General features: G+C 64.2%; 4 protein-coding genes, 1 tRNA gene and 1 other RNA gene. 5 read left to right on the forward strand and 1 reads right to left on the reverse strand.

Annotated elements, in window-relative coordinates:
- Window positions 1–91: 91 nt before the first annotated feature.
- A tRNA-Ser gene (locus tag AB0M47_RS42350) sits at window positions 92–176 on the reverse strand.
- A gap of 59 nt (window positions 177–235) precedes the next feature.
- On the opposite strand from AB0M47_RS42350, the gene ffs reads away from it, so the two are divergent.
- From ffs to AB0M47_RS42375, 5 genes are all read left to right on the forward strand, one after another.
- An RNA gene (gene ffs, locus AB0M47_RS42355) (signal recognition particle sRNA small type) lies at window positions 236–329 on the forward strand.
- 284 nt (window positions 330–613) lie between these two features.
- Complete coding sequence (locus AB0M47_RS42360) at window positions 614–1783, forward strand: helix-turn-helix domain-containing protein (protein ID WP_363424606.1); 1170 nt, start codon at window positions 614–616, stop codon at window positions 1781–1783.
- A gap of 523 nt (window positions 1784–2306) precedes the next feature.
- On the forward strand, window positions 2307–2639 hold the full coding sequence (locus AB0M47_RS42365) for a hypothetical protein (protein ID WP_363424609.1): 333 nt from the start codon (window positions 2307–2309) through the stop codon (window positions 2637–2639).
- A 101-nt stretch (window positions 2640–2740) separates the two neighbouring features.
- Complete coding sequence (locus tag AB0M47_RS42370) at window positions 2741–3229, forward strand: hypothetical protein (protein ID WP_363424611.1); 489 nt, start codon at window positions 2741–2743, stop codon at window positions 3227–3229.
- Window positions 3230–3247: 18 nt separating this feature from the next.
- On the forward strand, window positions 3248–3607 hold the full coding sequence (locus AB0M47_RS42375; RefSeq protein ID WP_363424613.1) for a hypothetical protein: 360 nt from the start codon (window positions 3248–3250) through the stop codon (window positions 3605–3607).
- Window positions 3608–3874 lie beyond the last annotated feature (267 nt).

The raw sequence follows: 3874 nt of genomic DNA on the forward strand, positions 1-3874 counted from the left end.
GCCGGCGCGGCCGGGGGGGGGGGGGGGGGCTCGGCCGGGGCCAAGGGCGAGAGCCCGGGGCCGTGACGGCGCCGGGCTCTCGGACTGCGAGCGGAGGATACGAGATTCGAACTCGTGAGGGTTTTATCCCAACACGCTTTCCAAGCGTGCGCCCTAGGCCTCTAGGCGAATCCTCCGTGGAGAAGGATACATAAGGCCCGGCGTTCGTCCCACCCGGGTTACCGGGTACAGTGGTCACGCCCCTCGCGTGGCGTTACCTCGTGAACCTCCCCAGGGCCGGAAGGCAGCAAGGATAAGCGAGCTCTAGCGGGTACGCGGGGGGCCCTTTTTATGCCCGGACCTGCGCATATGCTGGACATGAAAAGGGTCACGGCCCGCATCACCAGGACGCGAGCCGTGACCAGAAGCGGTGGCGGCGGGATTTGAACCCGTCCCACCTGACCCCATTTGACCAGGGAAAATGCACAATGTACGATTTCATGCGATGTCGTCTCGTGCACTTTCGTGGTGCATGGTAGCGCCGTGACGCTCGTCGTGACACCTAGGTGTCACGACGAGCCGGTACGCTCGAAGGGCTGGAGCACCGCGCGGCACACCCCCTTGGAGGTCGGCGATGCCGGAGGAGCACATCGGTAGGCGCATCCGCTATTGGCGACGTCGCCGAGGCGGCATGACGCAACAGATACTTGCCGACCGTGCCGGTCTGTCACAGAGCTACATCTCGCAGGTCGAGAACGGCATCGAGAATCCAGATAGCCGGTCAACTCTGATCGCGATCGCGCAAGCCCTCGACATCAGCATGGCCGAACTGCTCGGCTTCCCTGGTGATCCGGCTGACCCCAATAAGGCTGAGGCGGTCGCGTCGGTCCCGGAGGTTCGGCTTGCCCTCCTCGAAGTGGAGATCATGGAGCGGCCTGCGGAGGCCCGCTCGGGCGACGAGTTGGCGGCACGATTGGCACGCATTGACGCTCTCCGCCTGAGCTGCGACTTCGCAAATTCAGTTCCGGAGCTGCCGTATTTGCTTCGGCACTCGATCGGCCATAGTCCCCGTTTGCGCGCGGCGATCCTTCACGCCACGGCGTCTCTACTACGAAGCATTGGCTACAGGGACTTGGCATGGCGGGCCTCCGACATGGCGTTAGCGGCGGTCCGAGAGTCGGATGATCTAAGCCTGCTCGGCCCCGTCCAGTTCACGCGGCTCAAGTGCATGCCGGGTGAACGGCCGGCACTTCTGGAGGCTGAGGCTCGGCGCACGTATGAGGAGCTTCAGCCACACACATCGGATGAACTGACGCGACGTGGATACGGTGCTTTGCATCTTTCGGCGGCGCTCGTGGAGTCGGTCCAGAAGCGAACGGTTGATCTCAACAGCCATTTCGATGAGGCTGCCAGCGTGGCACGATCGCTCGGGGAGCCTCTCCACCCGGGCGGCATGAGCATGTCCTTCGGTCCCACAAACGTTGATCTTTGGCGGATGGCCACAGCATTGGAGCTAGGCCAGTTTCACCGGGTTGTGGAGATCTCCAAGGATGTCGACCCGACTGCACTCCGGGACGCTAACCGGATATCGACATACTGGCTGGACTCAGCACGGGCGCTTGCTCACTTGCCAGGTAGGGAGGGCGATGCACTCGCCCACCTTCAGAAAGCTAAGGACGCTGCGCCCCAGTACATGCGGATCTTGCCTGCGGCTCGCAATACCGTAAGCGTAATGATCACTCGGGCCAAGCGGGCGGCGGTGGCTGATGATCTTCGCAAGATGGCCTCGTGGATGGGTATGTGAGCCCATATAAGTTCTACTGATAAAGCTACATACGATCACGCCTAACCTTTGATCGCAGACGGGCATACCGGTCCGCGAAGGACGACTCCGGGCCGGTAAGCCCTCCACCCTATAGGGAGGCGTGATCGGGCTTACATCCCCTCGCGCGATTCGCGCCTCTCTTCCTAGCTGCGGGAAGGAGGCGTTCGGAAAAGATGCTCGCGACAACCGCGACCAATGGACTTGTCGATCTCGGAGGGTTGCCTCGGCGACGCCGCGCCGTGGTCCAGCGCAGGACACGATCGGCGATCAACGTACGCCCGGTCGCGTCGCCGGACTGGACTAACCCGGAGGCAGTACGCCGGTGGATGTTCGATCGAAGTGGCGTCGAACCGCTGCCGCAGCGGGTTCCGCACGCGCTCGGTCTGCCGGACTGGACTGATCTCGATTCGGCTCGCCGCTGGAGGTTCCAACCGGTCCCGATCAACGTCGCTCCGGACTTGGCAGTCATCGAAAGGGTGCTAGCAGGACTGCGGGAACTGTGATGGCGGATATCGATCTTGGCACCGCCGAGCTGGTGATACGTATAGGAGCCGATGTCCAGGTCACCAGCGAGGCGGACTCGGAAGGGCCGCCTGTTGTGTCCATACGAGCCGGGGGCGTGTGGGAGGTTCTGTTCTTCCCGTACAGCTGGTCGGAAGGCGGTGAGCCGACCATGCAAGACGCGGAGCTCGCGAGCGACCTAGTGATGGCGTTTTCTCGATACCGGAACGCGATCGTGGAACGGGTACGCGCCAATCAGAGCCAGACGGCGGCGCGCACGACCCGGCGCGGTCGGCGCGGTTCAACCGACGCTCCGGCCACCGCCGCCGAATAGCTCCATCTGAAGGCTTCCGGCGCGCGAAGCGTCGGGGGATGCGTGCTGCCCTGGGCGCGCTGACATCCATCCATGCACCACATCACGGAGGAGAGACGAGAATGCACACCCCCAAACTCATGCGTGGTCTGACCACGCTGGTCGTCGTCGCGCTGGTCGGCTTGCTCAGCGCTCAACCGGCGACGGCGAAGCCCGCTCCCGGTCCGGGCCCATCGTCGGCGTCGGTGACGGCCAACGGCGTCGCCAGTAGCTTCACATGCGCGATGACGTTCAGTCCCGAGCCGCAGTACTCCGGCACCAACAAGGTGATCCACTATGGCGTCCGGGGCGACTGCGACAAGCCGGTTGACCTGATGTTCCAGGGCTGGCTGTACACCGTCGTCGGGACCGGTGACAACACGCGGTATGTCCTGGAGGACAGCTTCGCGCCTCGCTACGCGACGGCGCAGAACTGGGGCACCGGTAAGCAGTTGGCCTGCCTCGGGACCGCGAGCAACCGGTGGGTCGCGAAAGGCTACGGCACCGCGAACGGGTTCCTGTTCACGCCGACCTACATCTGGAGCAGCGTCTATACCTTCCCCTGCGAGTAGGGCTCATAGGCTGACGTGATGACGATTCTTCGCCGTAGCTGGTATCACCCGCGCAACCGGCCTAAGACCGTTCCGGAGCTCTACGCGCTAGTGGTCGCGTTCGAGAATGGGCGCGCTCTGCACGTGGTGGTGGAGGGGCCGGCTCCGGCCGATGAGGACAGCTATCAGCTGATGGCTGGCGGGCCGGACGGGCTGCTTCGGCGTACCCATCATGAAGGTCACGGCGACCGCTGGGGACGGGTGCTGGTCGGCACCTTCGACCTTCCTCCAGCGGGATCGGTTCCGCTGACGGTTCAGGTCACCGCCACAACGCCGGATGGCGAGACGCGAACGGTGATGTCGGTCGAGACGACGACGTTGGCGTACGAGTCCGATTGAGACTGCGGCCCGGCCCCCCCGGTGGCCGGGCCGCGCAGAGCCGGGGGACGGCCCGACACCCTGACAGATGAAGGGTCGCCCTCCGCCGGGCGGGATGGTAGTCAGGCGCTCGGCGTACGCGGCTTCCAATGCGGGTACATCGCAACCTGAGCTCCGAACCCGATTTGGCTTCGGCCAAAGGTCAGCTCGCATGCGTGTTAAGTCCGACCGTTCAGGGCTCACACGCCGAGCTGATGGCGCACGACGGGCACTACGCTCACTTGTTCC

The organism is Hamadaea sp. NPDC051192, assembly GCF_040682475.1.
GTDB classification, from domain to species: Bacteria; Actinomycetota; Actinomycetes; order Mycobacteriales; family Micromonosporaceae; genus Hamadaea; species Hamadaea flava.

Excerpts from the sequence above, each read along its gene's own strand:
- AB0M47_RS42365 (WP_363424609.1), top strand. The coding sequence starts at position 2,307 with ATGGCGGATATCGATCTTGGCACCGCCGAGCTGGTGATACGTATAGGA.
- AB0M47_RS42360 (WP_363424606.1), top strand. The coding sequence starts at position 614 with ATGCCGGAGGAGCACATCGGTAGGCGCATCCGCTATTGGCGACGTCGC.
- AB0M47_RS42370 (WP_363424611.1), top strand. The coding sequence starts at position 2,741 with ATGCACACCCCCAAACTCATGCGTGGTCTGACCACGCTGGTCGTCGTC.
- AB0M47_RS42375 (WP_363424613.1), top strand. The coding sequence starts at position 3,248 with ATGACGATTCTTCGCCGTAGCTGGTATCACCCGCGCAACCGGCCTAAG.